Origin of the sequence: Oleiharenicola lentus (assembly GCF_004118375.1) — a bacterium.
GTDB lineage: Bacteria > Verrucomicrobiota > Verrucomicrobiia > Opitutales > Opitutaceae > Lacunisphaera > Lacunisphaera lenta.
On sequence record NZ_SDHX01000001.1, the window covers coordinates 352,012 to 374,736 of the forward strand.

Genomic DNA, 22,725 nt, shown 5'->3' on the forward strand with positions numbered 1-22,725 from the left:
AAGCCAGACCCTTGGTTGCTTGGCTCCTTTGTGTTCAAGGTCATTGGTCCAATCGCTCAAACGTGCTTGAGTGACCGCTGGAAATCCTTCGGGGCGACGCGGTGGACCTGCTTGAAGCAGCGGGAGAAGTGGTAGGGGTCGGCGAAACCGACCTGCGCGGCGGCTTCCTTCACGAGCGTGGCGGGGTTCATAAGCAGCTCGGCGGCGAGCGTCATCTTGCGGTGGAGCAGGAACTGGTAAGGGCTCAGGCCTTGGTAGCGACGGAAGAGCCGGCTGAGGCGGGTGGGGCCGACGCCGACGGCGCGGGTGATGTCGGCCAGCGTGCCGAGCGTGGCGGCCTGGGTCTCGATCACGCTCTTGCAGCGCAGGAAACTCTCCTCCGCCGCCTGTCCGGGCGAGACGGAGAGCCCGGCCAGTTCCTCGATCTTGAGCAGCAGCACCTCGGTGAGCGCGGCGCAGAGGCGACCGGCGGTCGGCCGGTGGTGGCCGCCTTCGCGGATGAGATCGTCCCACAGGCGCTGAACCTCGGTGAACATGGCGAGCTGCACCAACCCGGCCGGCCTGAGCCCGGCCGCGCGCAGGCGGGCGCGGGCGCGGGCGCCGGTGAGGCACAGGAAATACTTCGCCATCGGGCTCGCCGGATCGGTGCGGATTTCGAGGCGCGTGGTTTGGTCGTAGTGAAACAGGCTGCCGGCGCGGAGCGGGTGGGTGGTGCCGTTGAGCTGCGCCGTGCCCTCTCCGGCCACGACGAACTCCAGCGAGCAGAAGGCGAAGTGCTCGCGCTGGACCACGTAGTCCGGATCACACTGCTCGAAGCCGCCATAGGCGGGCAGCACCCCCGCCTTGCTCGTGCCCGTCAGCCCGAGGAAGAAATAGCGCGAACCCGAGACCTGGGTCGAGAGGACGGCGTCGCTGGGGGTGGGGCGGGGCACGCCAATGGGGTAGGCCGGTCGCCCGGGTCTTGGCAAGACTTGGCAAGAATATCCATCCCATAGCCCGCTATATACATTGGGAAGGGGTGGAAGCCGGGCTCTGATTCGTCATCCTGACTCCTCCGGCCGTTCGCGGCCGCCGCCCCCGCCATCACCCCCAGGTCCTAGACCCAGACCCTGGATCCAACTCATTTCCCCATGAACCTCGGACTCGAACACAAAGTTGCCATCATCACCGGCGGTGCCAAGGGCATCGGCGCCGCCATCACGCGGGCCTTCGCGGCCGAGGGCGCCGTCGCCTGCATTTTCGGACGCAATCGCGAGGAGGCCGCCGCGCTCGTCGCCGAGATCGCGGCCCAGGGCGGCAAAGCCGACAGCTTCCATTGCGAAATGACCGACGAGCCGGCCGTGCGCGCCGCCGTCGCCGCCGTGCAGCAGAAATACGGGCGTATCGACAGCGTGGTGAACAATGCCGGCGTGAACGACGGCGTGGGCCTGCGCAGCCCGGTCGCCGATTTCCGCGCCTCGCTGGAGAAGAACATCATCCAGTGCTTCGTGCTCGTGCAGGCCTCCCTCGACGCGCTCATCGCGAGCAAGGGCACGATCATCAACATCGGTTCGAAGTGCGCCGTGACCGGGCAGGGCGGCACCAGCGGCTACGTCGCCGCCAAGGGCGCGATGAACGGCCTCACCCGCGAGTGGGCCCTCGACCTCGCCAAGCACGGCATCCGCGTGAACGCCGTGCTGCCCGCCGAGGTCATGACGCCGCTCTACGAGCGCTGGTTGTCCACCCGGCCCGATCCGGCTGCGTCGCTCGCCGCGATCAAGGCCACGATCCCGCTCGAGCGCCGCATGACCACCTCGGAGGAAATCGCCGACACCGTTGTGTTCGTGGCGAGCCCGCGCTCGTCACACACCACCGGCCAGATCCTCTACGTGGACGGCGGCTACGTGCACTTCGACCGCGCCTGCACGACCAAGGCCAGCACCTGAGCCAACCCGTTGCACAGGAGCTAACGGAGATATCAGAGAGCCTCGGCACAAAACCCTCTTGGTTTCCTCCGGTGAAATTTACGCCACTTCTTTCCGAATGAATTCCAAGAAACCCGTCCGCTACGGCATGACCCTCCGCGTGCGCCCGGAGCGGTTCGAGGAATACAAGCGGCACCACGCCGCCGTCTGGCCGGGTGTGCTCGCCATGATCACCGCCTGCCACATCCGCGACTACACGATCTACCACCGCGACGGCGTGCTGTTCTCGCACTTCGAGTATTGGGGCGACGACTTCGCCGCCGACATGAAACGGATGGCCGCCGATCCGACCACGCAGAAGTGGTGGGCGCTGATGGAGCCGATGCAGGAGCCCTATCCCGACCGCGCCTCCGGCGAATGGTGGTCGCGGATGGAAGAGGTGTTTCACCAGGATTGAGCGATGAACGGCGTGTGCCAGCTCCGTGAATGTAGGGTCGGCGCTTGCGCCGACCTTGCGCACGAGGTCGCCGCCCCTCGACTGGCTCGGGGCCCTGAGCACGTCGAACGGGCAAGCGGCGACCCTACAAAAGACCATCTCGTCCCATGAGCTTCGCCTACATCGACACCCACGTCCACTTCTGGGACCGCGGCCACCTGCCCTATCCGTGGCTCGACGAGGTGCCGGCCATCGCCGGGCCGCACCGGCCGGCGGAACTGCAGGCCGAGGCAGGCGGACGTTTTCCCGAGAAGATCGTCTTCGTCGAATGCGGTGCGCCCTGGCTCGACGAGGTGAAGTGGGTGGAACAACTCGCCGCGGCCGAGCCGCGCATCGCGGGCATAGTGGCCAAGTGCATGGTCAACGAAGGCGCGACGACGGTGGCCAACCTGGCCGAGCTGAAAAAGCACCCGCTCGTGCGCGGCGTGCGCCATCTGGTGCAACACGAGCCCGATGCGGATTTCGCGGCGCGCCCCGAATTCATCGCCGGCGTGCGCGCGGTGGGCGCGGCGGGCCTGAGCTTCGATCTCTGCTGTTTTCACCACCAGCTGCCGGCCGTCGTCCGCCTCGTGCAGGCCTGTCCGGACACGCGTTTCATCCTCGATCACTTCGGCAAGCCCGGCATCCGTGCCAAGCTCCTTGATCCGTGGCGCGCGCACTTCGCCGAGCTGGCCGCGTTGCCCAATGTGGACTGCAAGCTCTCCGGCCTCATCACCGAGGCCGACCACCAGGCGTGGACGCCGGCGGATCTGAAGCTCTACGTGGACCACGCGCTGGCCACCTTCGGACCCGGACGCCTGCTCTTCGGCGGTGACTGGCCGGTGGCCAAGCTCGCCGGCGCCTACCCGCGCTGGCTCGACACGGCCCGCTCCCTGGTGTCGCATCTGCCCATCGCCGACCAGGACGCCATTTTCCGGCGCAACGCGCTCCGGGTTTACCTCCTCGCCTGATTTTCCCATGTTCTCCCTCGCCTCCAAAACCGCCCTCGTGACCGGAGCCGGCTCCGGCATCGGTCGCGCCATCGCGCTGCTCTTCGCCCGCCAGGGTGCCTTCGTCTGGATTGCGGACCGCGATCCCAAGGCCGGCCCCGCCGTCGTCGCCGAGATCCGCGCCGCCGGCGGCCAGGCCGACTACGCCGAGCTCGACGTCAGCGACCCCGTCGCCGTTGACGCGCTCGCGAAGCGCCTGCCGGCGCTCGATCTCCTCGTGAACAACGCGGGCATCGGCCACGTGGGCAGCCTGCTCAACACCGCCGCCGCCGACCTCGACCGGTTGCACGCCGTGAACGTTCGCGGCCCGTTCAACCTCTGCAAGGCCTTCGTCCCCGCCATGCTCGAGCGCAAGCGCGGCAGCGTCATCAACCTCGCCTCCATCGGCGGCGTCGTCGCCGTGCGCGACCGCCTCGCCTACACGGTCACGAAGCACGCCGTGGTCGGCCTGACCAAGGCGCTGGCCCTCGACCATTCGCACACGGGAGTGCGTTTCAACGCCATCTGCCCCGGGCGCGTGGAGACGCCGTTCGTGAAGTCGCGCCTCGCCGAGTATCCCGACCCGGAGAAGGCCTACCGCGAGATGGCCTCGACCCAGCTGAACGGCCGCATGGCCCAACCCGACGAGATCGCCGCCGCCGCGCTCTACCTCGCCGCCGACGAGTCGTCCATGGTCACCGGCTCCAACCTCCTCATTGACGGCGGCTGGTCCGCCGGGAAATGAGCCTGAGCAAACCTGTTTAACCACTAATCTCCACTAAGATCCCACTAATCTATCAGTCCATTAGTGTCCCATGAGTGTTCATTAGTGGTTAACCGTCTTTCACTCTTGAATCACCCTGGCAAAATCACCGGTCTGCGCGTCCTCGACGTGCGTTTCCCCACCTCGCTGTCGCTCGATGGTTCCGACGCGATGAACCCCGACCCGGATTACTCCGCGGCCTACGTCGTGCTCACGACGGATCGCGGTGACGGCGTCGAGGGCCACGGCCTCACGTTCACCATCGGTCGCGGCAACGACATCATCGCCGTGGCGATCGAGGCGCTGAAACCGCTGGTCGTCGGCCAGTCCATCGCGGCGTTCACGTCGGCGCCGGGCGCGTTCTGGAAACACCTCACCGGCGACTCGCAGTTGCGCTGGATCGGACCCGAGAAGGGCGTGATCCACCTCGCCACGGCCGCGGTCGTCAACGCGCTCTGGGATCTCTGGGCCAAGCTGGAAAAGAAGCCGCTGTGGAAACTCCTCAGCGACCTCTCGCCCGCGCAGATCGTGGAGATGGTGGACTGGCGCTACCTCACCGACGCGCTGACGCCGGCCGAGGCGCAGGCGATGCTGGAGAAGCTCGCCCCGACGCGCGCCGCCCGCGAGGCCGAGATGCTGCGCGACGGTTATCCCGCCTACACGACCTCCGCCGGGTGGCTCGGTTACTCCGACGAGAAGATCCGCCGCCTCTGCCGCGAGGGCATCGCGGAGGGTTTCACGCATTTCAAGATGAAGGTCGGCGCCGACCGCGCCGACGACCTGCGCCGCGCCGCCATTTTCCGCGAGGTGCTCGGCTACGACCGCGGTTTCATGATCGACGCCAACCAGCGCTGGGACGTCGGCATGTCCATCGAATGGACCAAGGCGCTCGCGCCGTTCAAGCCGCTCTGGATCGAGGAACCGACCTCACCCGACGACGTGCTCGGCCACGCGGCCATTGCTCGCGCGCTCGAGCCGCTCGGCATCGGCGTGGCCACCGGCGAGCACTGCCAGAACCGCGTCATGTTCAAGCAGCTCCTCCAGGCGCGCGCCATCGCCTACTGCCAGATCGATTCCTGCCGCCTCGGCGGCGTGAACGAAGTCGTGGCCGTTCTATTGCTCGCGGCCAAATTCGGCGTGCCGGTCTGCCCGCACGCGGGCGGCGTCGGCCTCTGCGAATACGTGCAGCACGAGTCCATCTTCGACTACATCTGCGTGAGCGGCTCGCTGAAGGGGCGTATTACCGAGTTTGTGGACCACCTGCACGAACACTTCCTTGACCCCTGTGTCGTGAAGGGCGGACGCTACCAGACGCCCCGCGCCCCCGGCACCAGCATCACCATGAAACCCGCCTCGCTCGCCGACCACACCTACCCGCACGGCGCCGTCTGGCAGAAACTCCTTTCCCAAAAATGAAGATCATCCGCTACCTCGACTCCGCCGGCCGCGCCCACTTCGGCAGCGAACAACCCGACGGCTCCGCCCTCCGCATCGAGGGTGATATCTACGGTGCGCATCGCGTCACCACCGAGCGCGCCGACCTGCGCAAGCTCCTCGCTCCGGTCGTGCCCGCCCAGATCCTCTGCATCGGCCTCAACTACCGGCAGCACGCCGAGGAGACCAAGGCGAAGATCCCCGAGCGGCCAATCCTCTTCGTGAAGGGCATCAACACCCTCGCCCATCCCGGCGACCCGATCCTCATCCCGCAGAAGTTGCGCAGCGACGAAGTGGATTACGAATGCGAGCTGGCCGTCGTCATCGGCAAGCCGGCGAAGAATGTCACCCGCGCTAATGCATTGAGCCATGTGCTCGGCTACACCTGCGCCAACGACGTCTCCGCCCGCGACCACCAGATCAAGCTCGGCGGCGGCCAGTGGTGCCGCGGCAAGTTCTTCGACACCTTCGCCCCGCTCGGACCGCGGCTGATCACGGCCGACGAGATTCCGAATCCCAACGCCCTCGCCATCTCCACCACGCTGAACGGCGAACGCGTGCAGGGCTCCAACACTTCGGACATGATCTTCGACGTGCCGGCCATCATCGAGTATCTGAGCGGCAGCACCACGCTCGTGCCCGGCACCGTGATCCTCACCGGCACCCCGCAGGGCGTCGGCATGGCCCGCAAGCCGGAGCCCCGCTGGCTCCGCCCCGGCGACTCCGTCACCATCGAGATCGAAAAGATCGGCGCCCTCACGAACTCCGTGGCGCTGGAGCCGGTCTAGTCTAACCCTTCGACATCTCTCTGTTTGCGCCGTGTTCGCGAAACCGGGAAAAACCAGCAAACTTCCCCGTCACCTCCACCCCCTGTCATTCTGAACACAGCGAAGAATCCAGACGCGCACCTATCACGCTGGATCCTTCGCTGCGCTCAGGATGACAAATGGTAATGCCTTACTCCCCCCAAAACTCCCCACGATGAAACTCCTCCGTTGCCTGCCCCTCGCCCTCGCTCCCCTCATTGCTTTTGCCGCCGGCGAAAAAATCGCCGTGATCCCCAAAGGCACGACCCACAGCTTCTGGAAATCCGTCGAGTCCGGCGCCAAGCAGGCCGGCGCCGAGCTCGGGGCCGAGATCATCTGGAAGGGTCCGCTCAAGGAGGACGACCGCGCCCAGCAGATCGCCGTGGTCCAGCAGTTCGTTTCTTCTGGCGTGAATGCCATCGTGCTGGCCCCGCTCGACGACACCGCGCTGCGCGGGCCGGTGAAGAGCGCCGCCGAGCGCAACATCCCGGTCGTGATCTTCGACTCGGCCCTGAAGGGCGAGCCCGGCAAGGACTTCCTCAGCTACGTTGCGACCAACAACACGCGCGGCGGCGAGATCGGCGGCGAAGAGCTCGCCCGGTTGCTCGGCGGCAAGGGTAAGGTGGTGCTCCTCCGCTACGCCGAAGGTTCGGCCAGCACCGGGGAGCGCGAGGCCGGCTTCATGTCCGTCATGAAGAAGCACCCGGGCATCACCGTGATTGTGGACAACCGCTACGCCGGGCCGACGATCAGCTCGGCGCAGGACGCCTCCATGAACCTCATCGACAAGGTCCGCGAGGCCGACGGCATCTTCTGCCCCAACGAGTCCTCCACCCAGGGCATGATCCTCGCTCTCCGCCAGACCGGTTTGGCCGGGAAGAAGAAATTCGTCGGCTTCGACACTTCGGCCTTCCTGCTCGGTGCCCTCGCCAAGGGCGACGTGCAGGGTCTGGTTGCCCAGAATCCCGTCCGCATGGGTTACCTCGGCGTTGTCACCGCCGTGAAGCACCTGCGCGGCGAAAAGGTCGAGACCGTCGTGGACACCGGGTGCGTGCTCGTGACCAAGGAAAACCGCCACACCCCCGAGGTCGAAGCCGTGATCGGGAAATGATTTAATCTTAGGAGAGCCCACGGAACACACAGAACACACGGAATGCCGATCCATCGGCGCGGTCCAAGGACAGTTTTCCGTGTGTTCCGTGGGCAATCGTTCATGAACGCCATCCTCCAGCTCACCGACATCCGCAAGCGCTTCGGCGCGACGGTGGCGCTGGATGGCGTGAGCTTCGAGGTCGCGCCCGGCGAAGTCCATGCGCTCGTCGGCGAAAACGGCGCGGGCAAGAGCACGCTCATGAAGGTCCTCTCCGGCGCGCATGCGGCCGACTCCGGCTCCATGACGCTGGCCGGCGCCGCTTATGCACCGGAGGGTCCGCTCCAGGCGCGCCGCGCCGGGGTGGTGATGGTCAACCAGGAGCTGGCCATCGCACCGCACCTGAGCGTGGCGGAAAACATCGTGCTCGGCGCCGAGCCCGGCCGCGGCGGCCTCGTGAAACACGCCGAGTCGCGCCGCATCGCCGGAGCCGCGCTGACCGAACTCGGCCGGCCCGACATCCCGCTGCACGTGCCGGCGGGCACGCTGAGCATCGCGGAGCAGCAGCTCGTGGAGATCGCCCGCGCCCTCGCGCTGGGTTGTCGCGTGCTCGTGCTCGACGAGCCGACCAGCAGCCTCACGCAGGCGGACGTGCAGAAGCTCTTCGCCCTCGTCCGTCGCCTGCGGGAGCAGGGCAAGTCCGTTATCTACATCTCGCACTTCCTCGAGGAGGTGTCGGCGCTTTCCGACCGCTACACCGTGTTGCGCGACGGCCGGAGCGTGGCCACGGGCCGCACCGCCGACATCACGATGGACAAGATCGCCCAGCTCATGGTCGGGCGGACGGTAGACGAGCTTTATGTGCGCCACGCCCGCACGCCCGGCGAGCCGCTCCTGACCGTGGACAACCTCGCCGGCCCCGTGAAGCCGGCCTCCGCGTCGTTGCAGCTGCGGCGCGGCGAGGTGCTCGGCCTGGCCGGCCTGGTCGGCGCGGGCCGCAGCGAATTGCTGCGCGCGATCTTCGCGCTCGACGAGGTACGCGCCGGTTCCGTGCGCGTGGGTGTGCACGCCGGTCCGGCCTCGCCGCTGCTGCGCTGGAAACAGGGCCTCGGCATACTCAGCGAGGACCGCAAGACCGAGGGCCTCGCGCTCAACCTGAGCCTGGAGAACAATCTCACGCTCCCGCGCCTCGACCCTTTTATCCGACCGGCCGCTCTGGCGGCGGAGACGGCCTCCTGGATCACGAAGCTCGGCGTGCGTTGCGCCGGTCCCGGTCAGCCAATCGGCGCGTTGTCCGGCGGCAACCAGCAGAAGATCGCCCTCGGCCGCCTCCTGCGCAACGGCGCCGACGTGCTCCTGCTCGACGAACCCACGCGCGGCGTGGACATCGGCGCGAAGCAGAACATCTACCGTCTGATCGACGAGCTCGCCGGCTCCGGCAAGGCCGTGCTCATGGTCAGCAGCTACCTGCCCGAGCTCCTCGGCACCTGCGATCGCATCGCCGTGATGTGCCGCGGCGTGCTCGGCCCCGCCCGCCCGGTGGGAGAGTGGACCGAACACGGCATCATGCTCGCGGCAACGGGGACGGCCGCCGGAGCGGAGAACTGAGGACGCTGAACCGAAAATTGAAGACCCGGCTCCAGAACATCCCATGACTTCCATAACCTGTCATTCTGAGCGCAGCGAAGAATCCAGTGGGACTCGCGCATCCTGCTGGATCCTTCGCTTCGCTCAGGATGACACGCCATGTGGGACATCTGTTTTTGGCTCTACACCTTCCGTTCTCCAGCTTCTGTCCTCCGTCATTTCCGATGTCTGACCCCACCCCCAAAACCTCTTGGCTGCGCCACGCGCTCACCGCCTTCGGGCCGCTCATCGGGCTTGCGGCCGTGTGCGTGCTCTTCGCCGCGCTGCGCTTCGAGACCTTTGTCACGCGCGACAACTTCGCCATCATCCTCCAGCAGACGGCCGTCATCGGCGTGACGGCGCTGGGCATGACGCTCATCATCGTCGCCGGTGGCATCGATCTCTCCGTTGGATCCATCATCGCGCTCGGCACGGTGGTCATTGCACTGCTGCTCCAGCAGGGGGCTTCACCTTTGGTCGCCGCGTTGGGTGGCATCGGGGTGTCGGCTTTGTGCGGTGCCATTTCCGGTCTGCTTATCACCCGCCTGCGCCTGCTGCCCTTCGTGGTCACGCTCGGGATGATGGGCGCCCTGCGCGGCGCGGCCAAAGGCGTGGCCAACGAGCAGCCGGTGTATCCCGACGAGACCTGGCTCAACGGTCTCATGCAGCTCGGCGGCGTCGGCGGCCTGCCGGGCGGCGTCTGGCTGATGCTGGTGCTGGCGGTGCTGGTGGCGCTGGCCATGCGCTACACGCGCTTCGGCCGTCATGTTTTTGCCGTCGGCTCCAACGAACTCACCGCCCGTCTCTGCGGCGTGCCGGTCGAGCGGGTGAAGGTCCTCGTTTATCTCCTCGGCGGCGTCTTTGCCGGCCTGGGTGCCGTGCTGCAGTTTGCATATCTCACGGGCGGCGACCCCACGACGGCCGTTGGACTTGAGCTCAACATCATCGCCGCGGTCGTCATCGGCGGCGCCAGCCTCGCTGGCGGGCAGGGGACGATCACCGGCACGCTGGTCGGTGCGCTCATCATGAGCGTCGTGGCCAACGGCTGCACGAAGCTTGGTCTCTCCAACTGGGTGCAGGAGATCGTGACCGGCGGCATCATCATCGCCGCCGTCCTCCTCGACTACCTGCGCCGGCGCACGGAGCAGAAGTAAGCCGCGGGGGGCGGACGATCCGCGGCGCGGTGAATTTTCGCAGTCTTGCGTGAAGCGTCCTCGTGGCCCCAGATAGTCGGAAGTCATCTGCCCCATGAAAACACCCCGACTGGTCTTCCTGTTTCTCTCCCTGCTTTGGCTCGCCCGCGCCGCCGACCCGGCCGCGCTGGGATTTGATCCCGTCCGCCTGCAGCGGCTCGACCAGGTCATCGAGCGTGACATCGCCGCCGGGCAGCTCGCCGGCGCGGTGATGATCGTGAAGCGCGACGGGCAGGATGCCGTGCTCAAGGCCTACGGGGCGAACGACGTGGAAAACAAGGTGCCGATGCGCACCGACGCGATCTTCCGCATCGCCTCGATGAGCAAGGCCGTGACGACCGTCGCCGCGCTCATGCTCTACGAGGAGGGCCGTTTCCTGCTCAACGACCCGGTCGGCAAGTTCATCCCGGAATTTTCGAAATCCGTGGTCGCCGTCCCGCCGCCGCCGGGCTCGCCCGCCGACCTCAAATACGTGACGGTGCCCGCCAAGCGCGCGATCACCATCCGCGATCTCATGACCCACACCGCCGGCCTCGGCTACGGCTGGGGGCTGGTGGCCGACGACTACAAGAAGGCCAACCTGCAGGGCTGGTATCTCATGGGCCACGACGAGACGCTCGCCTCCGCGATGAAGCGGCTCGCCACGCTGCCGCTGAGCGCCCAACCGGGCGAGGCCTTCGAATACGGCTACGGCACCGACTTGCTCGGCCACCTCGTCGAGGTGGTGTCGGGCATGCCGCTCGACCGGTTTGTGCAGGAGCGCATCCTGGGCCCGCTGCGGATGCCGGACACCGGTTTCTTTTTGCCGAAGGAGAAGGCCGCACGCCTCGCGGTGCTCTACGGGCTCGAGGGCGGCAAGCTGGTGCGCAAAGAGGACGCCACGCGCAGCGATTTCATTGACGGCCCGCGCAAACTTTTCAGCGGCGGAGCCGGGCTCTATTCCACGGCGTCGGACTACGGCCGTTTTCTCCAGATGCTGCTCAACGGCGGCGAACTCGACGGCGTGCGCCTGCTCAGCCCGCGCACGGTGGCGCTGATGCACGAGAACCACACGCGCGACCTGTTCAAGTGGGACACCAAGGCCTTCGGCCTCGGTTTCTGGGTGAACCAGGATCCCGGCGCGCAGGGCGAGCTGATGGGCGAGGGCGCCTACGGCTGGGGCAGCGCGTATTTCCCGCAGTATTTCGTGGACCCGAAGGAGCGTCTGATCGGCCTGCTCATGTGCCAGCTCAATCCCGACGGCGGCAACAAGCTCAACCAGCGTTTCAAGGTCACGATCTACCAGGCGTTGAAGTAGCCCCGCTTGGTTGCCGAAAGTCCGACCTGGACAAGGAAAAGGCCGCTCACCCCTGAGCGGCCTTTTGATTTCTAACACACACTGAATTTACCCTAACACCAAAATGAACGATTGAACGTAGTGTAAGACGCGGGGGGTGGGGAAACGTTCGAGAATTTCTCAAAATTCTCATTTTGGTGGGCCCGCCGGGATTCGAACCCGGAACCAAGGGATTATGAGTCCCCTGCTCTAACCGTTGAGCTACAAGCCCCTGTCTAGCCAGAAATGTGCGACCCGGTTGCGGGGGCGCGAGCCAATTTACCTTCCGAAAAACAAAGCCCGGCCTGCGGCCGGCGGTCATTTCAAACGCCGCCCGGCTTCGCGATCGTCTCGCCGGCGACGAGCTCGGCCTCGACGAGAATCTTGCGGCGCGGGGCCGTGGGGTGCTGGATGCGGTTCACCAGGCGCGTGACCGCGGCGGAGCCGATCTGCTCGTGCGGCACGCGCATCGAGGTGATGCGCTTCTGGCCCGTGGCGGGGTCGAGGCCGTCGAAGCCGGTGATCGAGACATCCTCGGGCACGCGCAGGCCGCGCAGCGGCAGGTCGATCGCGAGCTGGTAGGCCTGGTGGTCGGCGGCGCAGACCCAGGCGGTGACCTGGTTTTCGCGCACGATGCGCGCCACGGCGTCGGCCGTCTGCGCGGGCGACAGGCGCGGCGTGTTCTTGTCCACGTTGAGCACCCACTCGGGGCGGAAGGGCAGGCCTTGCAGGAAGAGCGCCTCGACGTAGCCGCTGAAGCGTCGCGCCACCCAGTGGCCTCCGATCGGGTAGTCCCAGGAGAGAAAGCCGATGCGTTTGTGTCCGGCATCGGCGAGCCGCTCGACGAGCGCGACCATGGCCGAGGCGTCGTCGGTGTCGATGATGTCGATGCCCGGCTGGTTGTAGCTCTCGAGCACGGCGACCGTGCAGAGCCGTTGGGAGATCATTTCCACGGCTTTTTCAGCGAAGGGGTAGATCAGGATCACGCCGCGCCAGTTGCCCTGGCGCATGTTGCGGATCACGGGCTGGCGGCCGGTCTCAGGGTGAAAATCCACGGGAGCCTGGTAGCAGACGTCGATCGTGACATGCTCAATCTCCGCGCGGTCCCGGATGCCCTTCAAAATATAGGGGAAGGTGGCCATCACGACGTTGCCCGCGGGGACGCCGATGAGCACGCCGACGGTGAGGGCACGGGAATTGCGGCCGCGGCGCCCCATGCGACCGGGTGTCTGCTGGTAACCGAGCTTCTCCGCCAGCTCCTGCACGCGTTGCCGGGTTTCTGCACTGATGGCGGGATGATTGGCGAGGCTGCGCGAGACGGTGGCGCGCGAGAGATTCAGCCGTTGTGCGATGAGTTCCTGGTTAACGCGTGACATGCTCATGGGAGCGCCCGAGGGGGGCGCGTTGAGGGTTCGCGGAGTAGGGCAGGGGCTTCAATGTCGGAAAGCACAGTCGCTCGGAAAAGTTGTGCAACAAAATAAACACAATTGCTTAGAAATGTACGCATAGAATTACTTAAATAACTTTAAGTATATTGTAAGTTAGTAACTTAAAGTATGCTCTAGTATAAAAACAGTAATGCAACAAACTATGCACATAAAATTTGACAGATGTGCACATCGGGCGCTCCCTTTTAGGCAGATATTCGGTCCCCTCCGAATGCAATCCTCCCCAACCCCAACCCTCTCGGTCTGCTGACGTGCGTTTGTTTCCGTCGTTGGAAATCGTCGCCGTGAGTTGCTCCGAGTTCACCAAACCACCCCCCATGAACCTCAAACAGCGTTCCGCCTACTACGCGGGATTAATGATTGGCGCGGCCGCGCTTTCGACGTGGCCGCTCGTGGCTTCCGCCCAGCAGGCGGCCACATCTTCGACTCCGACCAAGGAGGAAGAGGAAAAAGTCGTGCACCTGTCCCCCTTCGTCGTCACCACGACCAAGGACAAGGGCTACCTCGCCACCAACTCCATCTCCGGCACGCGCCTCGACACGGCGATCAAGGAGCTGCCGATGCCCATTGAGGTCATCACCGAGCAGTTCCTGCGCGACACCGGTTCCACCGACCTGCGCCAGAGCCTCCGCTACAGCGCCGGCATCATCCTGCAGTCGCAAAACGACCAGGGTTCCAATGCCTTCTCGGGTGCGGGCGGCGTCCACAACCCCGAGGGCGTCACGGCCAACAAGACCCAGTCGTCCTACAAGATTCGCGGCTACATTTCCGACGTGGTTCTGCGCGACGGCTACCGCCGCCAGAGCGCGACCGATTCGATCAACATCGGCCGCGTGGAGGTCATCCGCGGACCGGCCGCGCTGCTTTACGGCATCGGCAACTTCGGCGGCATTGTGAACTACCTGCCGAAGACCCCGCAATCCAAGCAGCACACGGACCTCGGCCTCGTCTATGGCAGCCATGACTTCAAGCGCGCCTGGCTCGACACCACCGGCCCCCTCATGGGCGACGGCAAGGCCGCCTACCGGGTCACCGCCGCCTGGCAGGACGGCGGCGACCACACCGAGCTCTTCAACGAGAATCACTGGTTCATCTCCCCCAGCGTCAACTTCAAGCCCTTCCCCAAGACCGACATCACGGTCGACTTCGAGGCGGGCGAACAGGAAATGACCGGTCTCGGCTTCCTGAGCGTGCGCGCCCGGTCCGACATCGACGGCATCGGCCAGGCCGACCGCCTCCAGAGCTCCGGCTTCGTCGAGTTTGCCGGCAAGGACAACCGCACCTTCCGCTGGTCCGGTCCCGACACCTTCCGCCGCTCCTATTCGGACAATCTCCGGATCCAGCTCACGCAGGAGCTCGTGCCGGGCCTGAACCTGCTCGCCGGTTACAACCGCTCCAACGTGGATTTCTACGTGCGGGACGTGAACGGCTCCATGCGGCAGAACATCGGCCCCGTCGCCCTCCGCGACACCATCACCGTGATCCCGATCGACGTGGCCAACGGCAGCAGCGAGTTCTCCCGCTCGCAGGCGCCCAACACGATCTTCGAATACCTCTGGTCGCACAACAAGGAGGAGAACACCCGTGAGCAGGCCCGCGTCGAACTCAACTGGGCGTTCAAGCTGTTTGAGGACCGCAAGTGGCTCAAGATCGACAACAGCTTCCTCGTGGGCCGTTCCGTCGAGAAGGCCGACCGCATGACCCGGCTGAATCGCAACCCGAACAGCCTCTTCAACTACAAGAAGCCCACGGACACCTCCTACATCCGCTACGGCAAGCAGGGCGACGGCACGCCCGATGTGGGCACGCTGGACATCAACCGCATCAACGCCATGGCGGAAAACACCGGCGACTACGCGATTTATCAGGGCAAATTCCTCGATGATCGCCTGGTGCTCGTAGCCGGCCTCCGCCGCGACAAGAATGACAACACCGTGGACACCGCGGTCTTCCACCCGACGCCCAGCACCAGCTCGGTCAGCCGGCCTTCCCAGAGCGAGGACACCAAGCAGTTCGGCGTGACCTTCCGGATCACCCCGCGCATCAGTGTTTACGCGCTCCAAGCCGAGGGCCTGCAGCCCAACTTCGACGGCCTCCGTGATCCCGCGGGCGATCCCCTCGGGCCCACGATCGCCAAGAGCAAGGAGGTCGGCATGAAGGTTGATTTCTTCGAGGGCCGCATTTCCGGCACGATCAGCAAGTTCAAGATCGAGCGCTCCGGCGTGCCCTTCGGCCAGTGGTGGATGCCCACGTTGAAGAACACCTTCGACGCGAACCGCCCCATCATCTACAACGTCGGCAACTTCAGCCCCGGCAGCGTGCCCGGCGGCAGCAACGGCGGCAACGGCGCCGCCGACGCCGCCCTCCCGCAATGGAACGCCGGCGTCACGGCGGGCGCCATCTACCAGAAAAACGGCCAATGGTATGTCAACGCCTCCCAGACCACCGGCGCGGCGTATCTCGACCGCGTGTTCAACCTGACCAAGACCACCAACCCCGGCTGGCCGGGCTGGCTCTACATCGCGGACGCCGAGACCAACAACAGCTGGGAAGACCGCGGTGACGGCAACGGCTACCAGTCCTATGTGCAGCAGCAGGACGAATCCGACGGTTGGGACGCCCAGCTGATGTTCACGCCCAACGACAACATCCAGGTGGTGCTGAGCTACGCCCACACCAAGCGCACCATCACCAACCCGGGCAAGTTCATCAAGTATCCGCATCCCGAGAACCGCTGGGCCATCTGGTATTTCCCGGACAGCAACTGGGGCCTCACCGGCTACTCCCTGGACGAGGTCTACACCGACCCGGCTGACACCTCCACCTGGACCGGCATCGGCTGGGGCGCGGGCCAGAGCCGCGACGACACGCCGAAGCACTCGGTCAGCGGCTGGGCCAGCTACCGCTTCACCGAGGGCAGGCTCAACGGCCTGACCTTTGGCATCGGCGGCCAGTGGGAATCCGAGCGCGAGTATTTCTCGGGCATCACGGTCGCGGGTCAGAAGCAGACCAACGGCAAGGGCGAGCTCACCATCCTCAAGCACAAGGCCCGCCTCAACACCGACCTCATGGTCCGCTATCCGTTCAAGATCAGCGACCGCGACGCGTTCGTGCAGCTCAACGTCAACAACATCGCGGACGACAAGGACCTCTACGGCCTGATCTACGCCCCCGGGCGCAACATCAAGGTCGAGTTCGGCTACAGCTTCTAAGGTTCTTATGAAATGTAGCCGCGTTGAGGCGGAGCGACAACGTGGGGTCCGTCCGACCACGCTTTCGTTTTCGCCTCCAGCGCGGCTACCCCGCCAACAAGTCTAAGGTCAAACTGGGTTAACGGGCGCGCACCGGCATTGGGTCCGGTGCGCGCCACTCCCCGCCGGCTTTTCCACTTCCGATGCCCGCCCAGCGGGCGCATCGTCGGGTCCGGGCGGTGGCCGCGCCACCGTCCTTCCCACCCCATCCCCCTCGTGACCACCACTCCCCCCGCCCGTCTCTCCTTCCGGGAAAAGTTCGCCTACGGCCTCGGCGACACCGCCTGCAATTTTTGCTTCCAGGCGATCAACATCTTCCTGGCGATCTACTACACGGACACCTTCGGGCTCGATGCCGCCGCCGCCGGCACGCTCATGTTCGTCGTCCCGCTCGTCGTCGCCTTTCTCAATCCGGTCATCGGCGCGCTCGCCGACCGCACCGAGACCCGCTGGGGCAAGTTCCGGCCTTATATTCTTTGGGGCGCACTGCCCCTCGGGGTGCTGGCCTGGGTGCTCTTCGCCAGCCCTTCGCTCAGCCCGGGCGGCCGGCTGGCCTACGCCTACGTCACTTACACGCTCATCCTGGTGGTGTATGCGGTCGTGAACACGCCCTACGGCGCGCTGATGGGTGTGATGTCGCCCTCCTCCGATGACCGCACCTCGCTCAATTCCTACCGCTTTGCCTGCGCCTTTCTCGGCGCCTTCCTGATCGGCGGCTTCGTGCCCGACCTGAAGGCGGCGCTCACGCCCGCCGGCGGCTCGGCGGCCGACGGGTACCGCAACACCATGGCGATCTTCGCCGTGCTTTCGGTTGCCATGCTCCTGTTCACCTTCTGGAACACGCGGGAGCGCGTGGTGAACCCGCCCGAGCAGAAAAGCTCGCTGCGCGAGGACCTCGGCGACCTGAAGTCAAACTGGCCGTGGATGGTCCTCTTTTTCGTCGGCTTCCTGAATCTCGCCAACGTCGGCCTGCGCAGCGGCGCCGGCGCCTACTACTTCAAGTATGTCCACGGCAACGAGGCGGCCATGGGCAATTTCAACAAGGTCGGCTTCCTTTGCTTCATCGCGGGCGCGCTGGCGACGAAGCTCTTCACCGCGCGCTGGTCGCGCCGCTCGCTCCTGATCGTGCTGACCCTGGTCAACGGGGGCGGCATGTTCGCCTGCTACTTCGTGGATCCGCAGAACCTGCCGCTCCTCTACGCCTGCAACATCATCGCAAGCTTCGCGGCCGGCCCGACCCCCGCCATCGTGTGGTCGCTCTACGCCGACACCGCCGACTATGGCGAATGGAAGTTCCGCCGTCGCGCCACCGGTCTGCTTATCTCGGCCATGGTGCTCGCCCACAAGATGAGCATGGCGCTCGGCGGCGCCATGATCGGCTGGCTCCTGGCCTACTACGGCTTCGTCGCCAACCTCGATCAAACCCCGCGGGTGCTGCACGGCATATCCCTCATTTTCAACGTGCTCCCCGGGATCCTCGCGCTGGGCGCCGGTCTCGTCTCGATCCTCTACCCGCTCGATGAGGCCAAGATGAAGGAGATCGAGCGCGAACTCGCCGCCCGCAAGGGCGTGCCCGCCCCGGCCTGAGTCATGGCCCACGGAACACACGGAACACACAGTATGAAACCCCACCGGATCTTCACCGCCCGCTCCTCCCGTAGCTTCGCCCGCGTTCTCCAACGCGTTTGGGCCGATGCAATTCCCTGCGCGAAACGGCTTCTTCCGTGTGTTCTGTGGGCACTTCTGCTGCCTTCCCTCTCCGCCGCCCCCTCCGGCTGGGACCTCGTCTGGTCCGACGAATTTGACTCTGGCACGCAGCCCGATCCCGCCAAGTGGAGCTACGACGTAGGCGGCAAGGGCTGGGGCAACCGCGAGAAACAGTTCTACACCGACGCCCGCTCGGAAAACGCCCGCATCGAAAAAGGCCATCTCATCCTCGAGGCGCGCCGCGAGAAGTGGGAAGGCAACGACTACACCTCCGCGCGCCTCGTCACGAAGAACAAGGGCGACTGGACCTACGGCCGCTTCGAGATCCGCGCGAAGGTCCCGCTCGGCCGCGGCACCTGGCCCGCCATCTGGATGCTCCCGACCAAATGGGACCTCGGCAACGGCGACTGGCCCGACGTGGGTGAGATCGACATCATGGAACACGTCGGCTACGACCCCGGCGTCGTCCATGCCTCGACGCATTCGCAGAAGCACCAGTGGCGCATCAACACCCAGCGCACGGCCAAAATCGAGGTGCCCGATGCCGGCGAGGCCTTTCACACCTACACACTGGAATGGGACGAGGACGAAATCCGCATGTTCGTGGACGACCGTCACTACTTCACCTCGCGCAAGGAGGGCGGCGACTGGACCTCGTGGCCGTTTTTCCGTCCGTTCCACCTCGTGCTCAACGTCGCCGTCGGCGGCGATTGGGGCGGCGCCCAGGGCATCGACGAGACCATCTGGCCGCGCCGGATGGAAGTGGACTATGTGCGCGTTTACCGGAGGAAAGTCCCCTGAACCCCTCTGCCGTCAGTTCCGCGGTGACGCCTTCCGGCCGGACGATCATCTGGCGGGATGAGTTCGACCAGCCGCTGGGCACCGGGCCCGATTCCGCCCGCTGGTCGCACGACCTTGGCGCGAGCGGCTGGGGCAACGCCGAGTTGCAAGCCTACACGGCGGAGCGCGCGAACAGCGAAGTCGTCGAGGACGCGGCCGCGCTCAACGGCCGCGCGCTCGTCATCCGGGCGGTGCGCGATGCGGCCGGCGGCTACACGTCCGCGCGACTCAACACGCAGGGCAAGTTTTCGATCACCCACGGCCGCGTTGAAGCGCGCCTGAAGCTGCCGCGCGGACAGGGGATCTGGCCGGCCTTCTGGATGCTCGGGGACGGTTTCGGCCGCGTGCCCTGGCCGGCCTGCGGCGAGATCGACATCATGGAGATGATCGGCCACCAGCCCGGCACGCTCTACGGCACGCTGCATGGCCCCGGCTACTCCGCGGGTGAGGGGCTGGTGAAGTTCACCGAGTTGCCCGCCGGCACGACCTTTGCCGATGCCTACCACGTCTTCGCCGTGGATTGGCAGCCGGGTCGCATCGACTGGCTGCTCGACGGCAAACTCTACCACACGCTTACGCCCAGCAACCTGCCGAAGGGTGCGCCCTGGGTCTTCGACGACACGCCGTTCTTCCTCCTGCTCAATCTCGCCGTCGGCGGCAAATGGCCCGGTTATCCCGACGCCACGACGGAGTTCCCGCAGGAATACCGCATTGATTACGTGCGGGTTTACTCGCTCGCGTAGCTTCCGCTGTGGGGGCGGCGCTTGCGCCGACCTCGCGTGAAAGGTCGCCGCCAGTAGCGACCCTACATGCAGGAAACGTGATCAAGAATTCCTTTCCCCATGATCCGTCGCCTCCTGCTCCTCGCGGCGCTGGCGCCCGCGCTCTTCGCCGGGCCCTCCGTCTTCACCCATCGCCCCGACGATCCCGCCGCGGTATACGTCACGGCGGAGAACTTTGCGGTGAAAGCTGACGGCATGGGCGACGACACCGCTGCGTTGCAGGCCGCCATCAACCGCGTGCAGGAGACGACGCGGCGCGGCATCGTGTTCATCCCTTCGGGCCGCTACCGGCTCACGTCGGCGTTGCTCGTCTGGAGCGGCATCCGCCTCATCGGCTACGGACCGACCCGCCCCGTGTTCGTGCTCGGCGAAAACACGCCCGGCTACCAGGAGGGCGAGCGGAAGTATCTCGTGCACTTCGTCAGCGAGCGGCCGGCCTCGCCCGACCAACCGGTGCGCGACGCCAACCCCGGCACGTTCTATTCGGCGATGAGCAACCTAGACATCGAGATCCGCGACGGCAATCCGGCCGCCGTGGGCGTACGTTCGCATTTCGCCCAGCACGGTTTCCTCTCCCACATGGATTTCCACATCGGGCAGGGCCGCGCCGGCGTGGAGGAGGTGGGCAACGAGTTTTCGCACCTGCGGTTCTTCGGCGGCGAGTTCGGCATCACCACGCACAAGCCGTCGCCGAGCTGGCCCTTTGTCCTGCTCGACACGCATTTCGAGGGCCAGCGCCGTGCCGCCATCGAGACCGAAGAGGGCGGGCTCACGCTCATCCGGCTCTCCGTGAAGAACACGCCGACCGCCCTTCTCGTCCGCCCTGATCGCTGCGAGGAACTCTGGCTGGAGGATTCGCGCTTCGAGAACCTCTCCGGTCCCGCGCTGGTCATCAGCGACGAGACCAGCGCGCGCACCTGGATCAATGTCCGCAACCTCTCCTGCGTGAACGTGCCGGAGTTTGCGCATTTCCGCGAGAGCGGCCGGCGCGTGGAAGGGAAGGGGACACGCTACGTGGTGAAGGAATTTTCCCACGGCCTGCACCTCGACGACCTCGGGGCGAATCCGGCCATCCGCACGACTTGGGACGCCACGGCCGTCGCCGCCGTGCCCGCGCCGGTGCCCAGCGATCTCATCCCGCTCCCGCCGATGGCGGAGTGGGTGAACCTCCGCACGCTCGGGGCGAAGGGCGACGGCGAGATCGACGACACCGCCGCGTTGCGCTCCGCCATCGCCCAGCACCGCGTGATCTATCTGCCGACTGGCCGCTATCGCGTCACCGACACGATCACGCTCCGCCCCGACACCGTGCTCATCGGGCTCAACCCGATCACCACGCAGATCCTGATCCACGATTACACCCCGGCCTTCCAAAGTCCCGACGCCCCGCCCGGTCCGCCCGCCCCGCCGACGAATCCGCGCTGGGGCATCCCGCCGTCGTTCCCCGGCACCGCTGCTCCCATGGCCTTGATCGAGGCCCCGGCTGGCGGGTTGAACCTCGTCAACGGACTGGGTCTCGACACCGGTGGCGTGAACAACCGCGCGGTCGGCCTCAAGTGGATGGCCGGAGAAAAATCCAACGTGAACGACGTGCGTTTCCTCGGCGGCCACGGCACCTACGGCCCCGATGGCGTTTATCTGCGCATCTACAACGACACTCGCAGTGGCGATCCCGATTCGCGCCGCCGCTGGGACTCACAGCATGCGAGCCTGTGGGTGACGGCGGGAGGCGGTGGCGTGTTCAAGGGCATCTGGACGCCGAGCCCGTATTCGTCAGCCGGTTTATTTGTCTCCGACACCGCCACGCGGGGGCGCGTCTATGCGCTGTCGAGCGAGCATCACGTCCGCACCGAGGTGAAGCTCCGCAACGTGGCGAACTGGTCGTTCTACGCGCTCCAGACCGAGGCCGAGCGTCACGAGAGTCCGCGCATGCTGCCGCTGGAGATCGAGTCCTCGTCCGATCTGCTCTTCGCCAATTTCTTCATCTACCGCGTGGACACGCCGATCCCGTATGAGACCGGCATCCGCCTCGCCGACTCCCGCCGGTTGCAGTTCCGCGGCGTACACGTCTACAGCCCCGGCAAGCTCAGCTACGACAACACGCTCGTGGACCGCACCACTGGAGCGGTTGTCCGTGCCCGTGAGATCGCTCGGCTCGATGTGTCGGGAAATGCCTCAGCCTGGAGGGCCCAGTTCCCGCTGGACCGCGGCACATCAGGAGAAGTGCCCTCCAACGATCCCCAAGCGGAGCTCACCCAAGTCGCCACCGGTTTCACGAACGCCGACGGTCTCGTGACCGACGCGGCCGGGGTCGCGTGGTTCGTGGATCAAGCTGAAGGGCGTATCTTCCGCTGGTCGGCGGACAAAGGCCTGCTCCTCGCAACCGATGCGATTCCGCAGCCCGTGGCGCTCGTGCCCGCACGCAACGGCGACCTCCTCGTCGTTGCCCGGCACGGCAGCGTCTACTCGTTCAATCCCGCATTGGGCGATGCGGGCATCACCGTGTTGAAACCCCAGCCCGCGGCCCCGCGTCCGGGCGCCACGGCCTGGCTGCCGCTCAATCGCTGGCGCGACGGCCACGATTGGCTCGACGCCAACACGCGCCGCGAGTCGCTGCACTACGTTTCGCCCGATGGTTCGGTGTTCATTCCCGCACCGGAGATCTTCACCAAGATTCCCGCCTCGGGCGGGCGCTGGTTTGGCACGATCGACATTGCTCGCGCCTACGCCTTCGGTCCGGCCCGCGCCAGCGAACCGTTCTACGTCTCCGACGAGTTCGGCCAGACGACGTGGCGTTTCACGCCCGACGCCGACGGCACGCTCGGTTCGCCTCAGCTGCACGCCGAGGAGGGCGAGGCCGGCACCGCCGTGGATGCGGCGGGCAACGTCTATGTCTGTGCGGGGCAGGTCTTCGTTTACGATCCCAGCGGCAATCCGCTTGGCGTGATCGAGGTGCCCGAGCGCCCCAGCGCGCTGGCCTTCGCCGGCGAGGACCGCCGCACGCTGCTGATTGCCGCGCGCGGCTCGCTTTACGCGATCCGCACCTCGGCGCCGGGACGGTAGGTCGCACTGCGGGGTTGCAGGTTTGGCAAAGTCGGGAAC

General features: G+C 65.9%; 17 protein-coding genes and 1 tRNA gene. 15 read left to right on the forward strand and 3 right to left on the reverse strand.

Going from position 1 to position 22,725, the window contains the following annotated elements:
• Nucleotides 1-56: 56 nt before the first annotated feature.
• Nucleotides 57-932, reverse strand: a complete 876-nt coding sequence (locus ESB00_RS01455; protein ID WP_129045959.1) for a helix-turn-helix transcriptional regulator — start codon at nucleotides 930-932, stop codon at nucleotides 57-59.
• A gap of 198 nt (nucleotides 933-1,130) precedes the next feature.
• Here ESB00_RS01455 and ESB00_RS01460 point away from each other — a divergent pair, with 198 nt between their 5' ends.
• The 10 genes from ESB00_RS01460 to ESB00_RS01505 all read left to right on the forward strand — a co-directional run bounded on the left by ESB00_RS01460 (nucleotide 1,131) and on the right by ESB00_RS01505 (nucleotide 11,577).
• A complete protein-coding gene (locus tag ESB00_RS01460; protein WP_129045960.1) occupies nucleotides 1,131-1,925 on the forward strand; it encodes an SDR family oxidoreductase in 795 nt (264 codons plus the stop codon).
• A 97-nt stretch (nucleotides 1,926-2,022) separates the two neighbouring features.
• Nucleotides 2,023-2,361 (forward strand): L-rhamnose mutarotase, encoded by a 339-nt coding sequence (locus ESB00_RS01465; RefSeq protein ID WP_218938654.1) that lies wholly within the window; start codon nucleotides 2,023-2,025, stop codon nucleotides 2,359-2,361.
• A gap of 146 nt (nucleotides 2,362-2,507) precedes the next feature.
• On the forward strand, nucleotides 2,508-3,350 hold the full coding sequence (locus ESB00_RS01470; RefSeq protein ID WP_129045961.1) for an amidohydrolase family protein: 843 nt from the start codon (nucleotides 2,508-2,510) through the stop codon (nucleotides 3,348-3,350).
• A gap of 7 nt (nucleotides 3,351-3,357) precedes the next feature.
• Nucleotides 3,358-4,113, forward strand: coding sequence for an SDR family NAD(P)-dependent oxidoreductase (locus ESB00_RS01475; RefSeq protein ID WP_129045962.1), 756 nt, complete (start codon nucleotides 3,358-3,360; stop codon nucleotides 4,111-4,113).
• 105 nt (nucleotides 4,114-4,218) lie between these two features.
• Complete coding sequence (locus ESB00_RS01480; RefSeq protein WP_218938655.1) at nucleotides 4,219-5,547, forward strand: L-fuconate dehydratase; 1,329 nt, start codon at nucleotides 4,219-4,221, stop codon at nucleotides 5,545-5,547.
• On the forward strand, nucleotides 5,544-6,353 hold the full coding sequence (locus ESB00_RS01485) for a fumarylacetoacetate hydrolase family protein (RefSeq protein WP_129045963.1): 810 nt from the start codon (nucleotides 5,544-5,546) through the stop codon (nucleotides 6,351-6,353). Before ESB00_RS01480 ends, ESB00_RS01485 begins: the two co-directional genes overlap by 4 nt.
• Nucleotides 6,354-6,546: 193 nt before the next feature.
• A complete protein-coding gene (locus ESB00_RS01490; protein ID WP_129045964.1) occupies nucleotides 6,547-7,482 on the forward strand; it encodes an ABC transporter substrate-binding protein in 936 nt (311 codons plus the stop codon).
• A 102-nt stretch (nucleotides 7,483-7,584) separates the two neighbouring features.
• Nucleotides 7,585-9,069 (forward strand): sugar ABC transporter ATP-binding protein, encoded by a 1,485-nt coding sequence (locus ESB00_RS01495; protein ID WP_129045965.1) that lies wholly within the window; start codon nucleotides 7,585-7,587, stop codon nucleotides 9,067-9,069.
• 203 nt (nucleotides 9,070-9,272) lie between these two features.
• The gene (locus ESB00_RS01500; RefSeq protein WP_129045966.1) at nucleotides 9,273-10,241 is read left to right on the forward strand and encodes an ABC transporter permease; all 969 of its coding nucleotides are present in this window, start codon (nucleotides 9,273-9,275) and stop codon (nucleotides 10,239-10,241) included.
• A 94-nt stretch (nucleotides 10,242-10,335) separates the two neighbouring features.
• Nucleotides 10,336-11,577 (forward strand): serine hydrolase domain-containing protein, encoded by a 1,242-nt coding sequence (locus ESB00_RS01505; RefSeq protein ID WP_129045967.1) that lies wholly within the window; start codon nucleotides 10,336-10,338, stop codon nucleotides 11,575-11,577.
• Between the two features lie 174 nt (nucleotides 11,578-11,751).
• On the opposite strand, the gene ESB00_RS01510 is transcribed toward ESB00_RS01505, so the two are convergent.
• Both ESB00_RS01510 and ESB00_RS01515 read right to left on the reverse strand, forming a co-directional pair.
• Nucleotides 11,752-11,827, reverse strand: a tRNA-Ile gene (locus ESB00_RS01510).
• A gap of 91 nt (nucleotides 11,828-11,918) precedes the next feature.
• Nucleotides 11,919-12,977, reverse strand: a complete 1,059-nt coding sequence (locus ESB00_RS01515) for a LacI family DNA-binding transcriptional regulator (RefSeq protein ID WP_129045968.1) — start codon at nucleotides 12,975-12,977, stop codon at nucleotides 11,919-11,921.
• Between the two features lie 383 nt (nucleotides 12,978-13,360).
• Here ESB00_RS01515 and ESB00_RS01520 point away from each other — a divergent pair, with 383 nt between their 5' ends.
• The 5 genes from ESB00_RS01520 to ESB00_RS01540 all read left to right on the forward strand — a co-directional run bounded on the left by ESB00_RS01520 (nucleotide 13,361) and on the right by ESB00_RS01540 (nucleotide 22,686).
• Nucleotides 13,361-16,255 (forward strand): TonB-dependent siderophore receptor, encoded by a 2,895-nt coding sequence (locus ESB00_RS01520; protein ID WP_129045969.1) that lies wholly within the window; start codon nucleotides 13,361-13,363, stop codon nucleotides 16,253-16,255.
• A 255-nt stretch (nucleotides 16,256-16,510) separates the two neighbouring features.
• On the forward strand, nucleotides 16,511-17,881 hold the full coding sequence (locus ESB00_RS01525) for an MFS transporter (RefSeq protein WP_246026390.1): 1,371 nt from the start codon (nucleotides 16,511-16,513) through the stop codon (nucleotides 17,879-17,881).
• Nucleotides 17,882-17,914: 33 nt separating this feature from the next.
• A complete protein-coding gene (locus tag ESB00_RS01530; protein WP_129045970.1) occupies nucleotides 17,915-18,802 on the forward strand; it encodes a glycoside hydrolase family 16 protein in 888 nt (295 codons plus the stop codon).
• 23 nt (nucleotides 18,803-18,825) lie between these two features.
• On the forward strand, nucleotides 18,826-19,584 hold the full coding sequence (locus ESB00_RS01535; RefSeq protein ID WP_218938656.1) for a glycoside hydrolase family 16 protein: 759 nt from the start codon (nucleotides 18,826-18,828) through the stop codon (nucleotides 19,582-19,584).
• Between the two features lie 99 nt (nucleotides 19,585-19,683).
• Nucleotides 19,684-22,686 carry a glycosyl hydrolase family 28-related protein gene (locus tag ESB00_RS01540; protein ID WP_129045971.1) on the forward strand — a complete coding sequence of 1,001 codons (3,003 nt, stop codon included), beginning with the start codon at nucleotides 19,684-19,686 and terminating at the stop codon, nucleotides 22,684-22,686.
• The last annotated feature ends 39 nt before the right edge of the window (nucleotides 22,687-22,725 follow it).

Coding starts and splice junctions, on each gene's coding strand:
- ESB00_RS01460 (WP_129045960.1), top strand. CDS start 1,131: ATGAACCTCGGACTCGAACACAAAGTTGCCATCATCACCGGCGGTGCC.
- ESB00_RS01465 (WP_218938654.1), top strand. CDS start 2,023: ATGAATTCCAAGAAACCCGTCCGCTACGGCATGACCCTCCGCGTGCGC.
- ESB00_RS01470 (WP_129045961.1), top strand. CDS start 2,508: ATGAGCTTCGCCTACATCGACACCCACGTCCACTTCTGGGACCGCGGC.
- ESB00_RS01475 (WP_129045962.1), top strand. CDS start 3,358: ATGTTCTCCCTCGCCTCCAAAACCGCCCTCGTGACCGGAGCCGGCTCC.
- ESB00_RS01485 (WP_129045963.1), top strand. CDS start 5,544: ATGAAGATCATCCGCTACCTCGACTCCGCCGGCCGCGCCCACTTCGGC.
- ESB00_RS01490 (WP_129045964.1), top strand. CDS start 6,547: ATGAAACTCCTCCGTTGCCTGCCCCTCGCCCTCGCTCCCCTCATTGCT.
- ESB00_RS01495 (WP_129045965.1), top strand. CDS start 7,585: ATGAACGCCATCCTCCAGCTCACCGACATCCGCAAGCGCTTCGGCGCG.
- ESB00_RS01500 (WP_129045966.1), top strand. CDS start 9,273: ATGTCTGACCCCACCCCCAAAACCTCTTGGCTGCGCCACGCGCTCACC.
- ESB00_RS01505 (WP_129045967.1), top strand. CDS start 10,336: ATGAAAACACCCCGACTGGTCTTCCTGTTTCTCTCCCTGCTTTGGCTC.
- ESB00_RS01515 (WP_129045968.1), bottom strand. CDS start 12,977: ATGAGCATGTCACGCGTTAACCAGGAACTCATCGCACAACGGCTGAAT.
- ESB00_RS01520 (WP_129045969.1), top strand. CDS start 13,361: ATGAACCTCAAACAGCGTTCCGCCTACTACGCGGGATTAATGATTGGC.
- ESB00_RS01530 (WP_129045970.1), top strand. CDS start 17,915: ATGAAACCCCACCGGATCTTCACCGCCCGCTCCTCCCGTAGCTTCGCC.
- ESB00_RS01540 (WP_129045971.1), top strand. CDS start 19,684: ATGATCCGTCGCCTCCTGCTCCTCGCGGCGCTGGCGCCCGCGCTCTTC.